Annotated in this window: 5 protein-coding genes; 3 read left to right on the top strand and 2 right to left on the bottom strand. The window is 60.6% G+C overall.

The genetic code is table 11. From position 1 onward, the window contains the following. Positions 1-475: 475 nt before the first annotated feature. A complete protein-coding gene (locus EOD15_RS31740; RefSeq protein ID WP_127323233.1) occupies positions 476-616 on the bottom strand; it encodes a DUF1127 domain-containing protein in 141 nt (46 codons plus the stop codon). A gap of 50 nt (positions 617-666) precedes the next feature. Beyond that, entirely contained in the window at positions 667-807 is a 141-nt protein-coding gene (locus tag EOD15_RS31735) for a DUF1127 domain-containing protein (protein ID WP_013531315.1), read from the bottom strand. A 237-nt stretch (positions 808-1,044) separates the two neighbouring features. On the opposite strand from EOD15_RS31735, the gene EOD15_RS31730 reads away from it, so the two are divergent. The 3 genes from EOD15_RS31730 to EOD15_RS31720 all read left to right on the top strand — a co-directional run. Then, positions 1,045-2,163, top strand: a complete 1,119-nt coding sequence (locus tag EOD15_RS31730) for a DUF2157 domain-containing protein (RefSeq protein WP_127409181.1) — start codon at positions 1,045-1,047, stop codon at positions 2,161-2,163. Beyond that, entirely contained in the window at positions 2,160-2,744 is a 585-nt protein-coding gene (locus EOD15_RS31725) for a GDYXXLXY domain-containing protein (RefSeq protein WP_127409180.1), read from the top strand. Before EOD15_RS31730 ends, EOD15_RS31725 begins: the two co-directional genes overlap by 4 nt. 25 nt (positions 2,745-2,769) lie before the next feature. Beyond that, a partial coding sequence (locus EOD15_RS31720) for an aromatic amino acid lyase (protein ID WP_148129738.1) occupies positions 2,770-3,017 on the top strand: 248 nt, incomplete at its 3' end.

Here is a 3,017-nt window from a genome sequence, read left to right as displayed (position 1 = left end):
TGTTTCCCCGGGGCAAATTTTGCCCCAAATGTTTCGCCCCTTTTCAAACGGCGAAAGAGTTTTCGTCAAAGCCGACCTCCTCCCCTGCGATTACGAATATGGTCGGCTTTGACGAAATTCCTTTCGCCATTTTTAAAAGGGGCGAAACCTCTGGAGCAAATTCGTTTTACTCCGGGGAAAACAGCGCCCGCCGCGGGAGGAGGTGCAGCGGGCGCCGTTTTTGTGGCCAACCCTCGGGAGGAGGTGAAGGTCGGGCCTATTCGTCATCGCCGGGGAGGAGGTCGGCTTTGACGAAAACTCTTTCGCCGTTTGAAAAGGGGCGAAACCTTTGGGGCAAAATTTGCCCCGGGGAAACAACGCCCGCCGCGGGAGGAGGTGCGGCGGGCGCCGTTTTTGTGGTCAACCCTTGGGAGGAGGTAAGGGGTGACCGTATTCGTCAAGGTCGGGGAGGAGGTCGACCCTGGCGAAATTCTGGTTAGATCGCCTGGCGGGCGATCATCTTGATTTCGTCGCGGACGATACCGAGATCATGCAGCTGGCGGTTGGAAAGGCGACCCAGCTCGGTAACCGTCTCGCGATAAACGCGCCAGTTACGATAATTGCGGATCAGGTTCATTGTCGTTCTCTTTTTTCAAAACTGGTTCGGACCATTCGCGGTCCGAAGAATTAGACCGCCTTGCGAGCGACGTAAGGAATGTCGCTGCGGCTGATGCCGAGGTCGGTCAGTTCACGGTTGCTCAGGCGGCTCAGCTCGGACACGGTGTCCCTGTAGCGGCGCCAGTTGCGGTAGTTGCGGATCAGGTTCATGGTAGTTCTCGTTTCGTCTTTCTTGCGGATCATTCCGTTTGTGTACGAACTATAAATAGGCGGACCCATATCGATTTAAAAGCGCTATGGCTGCATGGCAGCAATGCAAATTGTGCAATGCAGCATTAACGGGCGTTCACGGACCTGACACAAAGAAACCCGAATCGGAAAATGTCGCCGCGTCAACGATTTGACCGGATCGGCTGAAAAAAAGACCAAACTTGGGGGAGACGCAGCATGGCGGGGTATTCGTCGCGGGTCAGGGCGGATATCGCGCGTTGGCTGCAGGCCGGGCTGATTGACGCCGCCACAGCCGATTCGCTTTCGCGCGATGTCGAGGCCAACGAGCGCAAGTCGCTCAGCTTCGGCTCTATCCTGGCGATGATGGCTGCCGTGCTGTTCGGAGCCGCCATCCTGATTTTCGTCGCCGCCAATTGGGACGCGATCCCGCGGCTGGCGCGCGTGGCGGCACTGTTTGCCGTCATCCTTGGTGGCTATGTCGGCGGCGCGGTGCTGAAGGCCCGCGACCATGCGGCGATCGGGGAAGCGCTCTGGATCGTGGCGGCTGCGGCTTTCGGCGGCTCGATCGTGCTGATCGGCCAGATGTATCATCTCTCGGGCGACGAGGCCTCGGCTCTGGTCACCTGGGGCGCCGGCACGGCGCTGGCGGCGGTGGCGCTGCGTTCGAATCCGTTGACCATGGCTTCGGTCGGCATCGCCGATGCCTGGCTGTTCCTGAAAGGCTTCGACTACTACAGCCGCAGCGAATTTCCGCATGCCTTTTTGATTATGGCGATCGTGCTGTTTGCCGTCTCGTTCTGGACCCGCAGCCGGGCGGCGCGCCACCTGATCATCCTGTCGGTCTTGTTCTATCTTGTGCTGCTCGTCACCAACCACGACACGCTGCAGGTGGCGATCCCGCTGGTCGTCGTCTCGGCGCTGCTGTTCGCGGCCTCGGTCTTCGCGCCGGATCCGGTCGACCGGGTCGTGCAGCTCGGCGGCCGATTGCCCTTGCACGCATTGCTCGGCTTCCTCGCCGGCCTCGCAATGATCCAGTTCGAACTGGCCGATAAAAGCACCTACGAAAGCGGTTTCGCCATCGCTTCGGTCGTTGCCCTGGCCGGCATCGTTGCGGCAGTCGTGCTGGCAGGACGGGAGAGCCGCGGGCTGCGCTGGCTTGCCTATCTCGGCTTCGCCTTCGAACTCGCCATCATCTATGTGGTGACCTTGCAATCGATGCTCGATACAGCCGGCTTCTTCCTTGCCGCCGCGGTGCTGCTCGGCATCCTTGCGATCGTCATCATCCGCGTGGAAAAACGCATGAAGGGTCCAGATGCCAAAGGAGCCACGGCATGATCATCGGGAAAAGGCTTGTCATCTCGGCACTGCTGCTGGCGCTCGTCCAGATCGGCTTCCTGAGCTGGATCATCGCCGGCCGGGCGGCGATCCTGCGCAACGGCAAGGAAGTCCTGCTGAAGATCGAACCTGTCGATCCGCGCGACCTCCTGCGCGGCGATTATATTATCCTGGGCTACGAGATTTCGCGCATACCGGTGAAAATGACCGCCAACATTCCGCCCGACAAGTTTTCCAGCGACGACAACTCGATTGTCGTGCGCCTGAAGAAGGGCGCCGACAACTATTGGCAGCCGACGACCGCCTGGTTCGGCAAGGCGCCAACACTGGCCGCCGCCGACGAGGCCGATATTCTAGGCCATGTCGCCGAGGGCTGGGACCTTCGCGGTGAAGAGGCGACCATCGCGCCGGACTACGGCATCGAGCGCTTCTATCTGCCGGAGGGCGAGGGGATGGCGATCCAGAACGACATGCGGGTGCGGCCGTTCGGCATCCGTCTTGCGCTCGCCGGCGACGGTACCGCGCAGATCAAGGCGCTGGTCGACGGCGACAAGACGCTGTTCGAGGAACCACTCTACTAAAGTCCCTTAATCAGCGGTGTGAAGCATGCCAGTTAGCCTGTCGACGCGTGAGGACATCAACCTCGACACTGTTTTCCGCGTCGCCTGGAAGAAGGACACGGTGGCGATCGGCGAGAAGGCGTTGCAGCGCATCGCCGAATGCCGCGCTTCGTTTCTGAGGCTGATCGAATCCGATCCGCCACCGGTCATCTATGGCGTCACCACCGCCATGGGAGAGCTGGCGAGCCGCAAGCTCGAACTAGACGAGCGGGATCGCCATGCGCGCATCAAGGC

The sequence above is a fragment of the Mesorhizobium sp. M7A.T.Ca.US.000.02.2.1 genome (genome assembly GCF_003996995.1).
GTDB lineage: Bacteria > Pseudomonadota > Alphaproteobacteria > Rhizobiales > Rhizobiaceae > Mesorhizobium.
Note: the sequence above shows the minus strand (reverse complement) of the source record. Positions and strands in the feature narration are given on the sequence as shown.

Bases quoted from the DNA above. Each gene is read 5' to 3' on its own strand.
- EOD15_RS31740 (WP_127323233.1), bottom strand. From the start codon at position 616: ATGAACCTGATCCGCAATTATCGTAACTGGCGCGTTTATCGCGAGACG.
- EOD15_RS31735 (WP_013531315.1), bottom strand. From the start codon at position 807: ATGAACCTGATCCGCAACTACCGCAACTGGCGCCGCTACAGGGACACC.
- EOD15_RS31730 (WP_127409181.1), top strand. From the start codon at position 1,045: ATGGCGGGGTATTCGTCGCGGGTCAGGGCGGATATCGCGCGTTGGCTG.
- EOD15_RS31725 (WP_127409180.1), top strand. From the start codon at position 2,160: ATGATCATCGGGAAAAGGCTTGTCATCTCGGCACTGCTGCTGGCGCTC.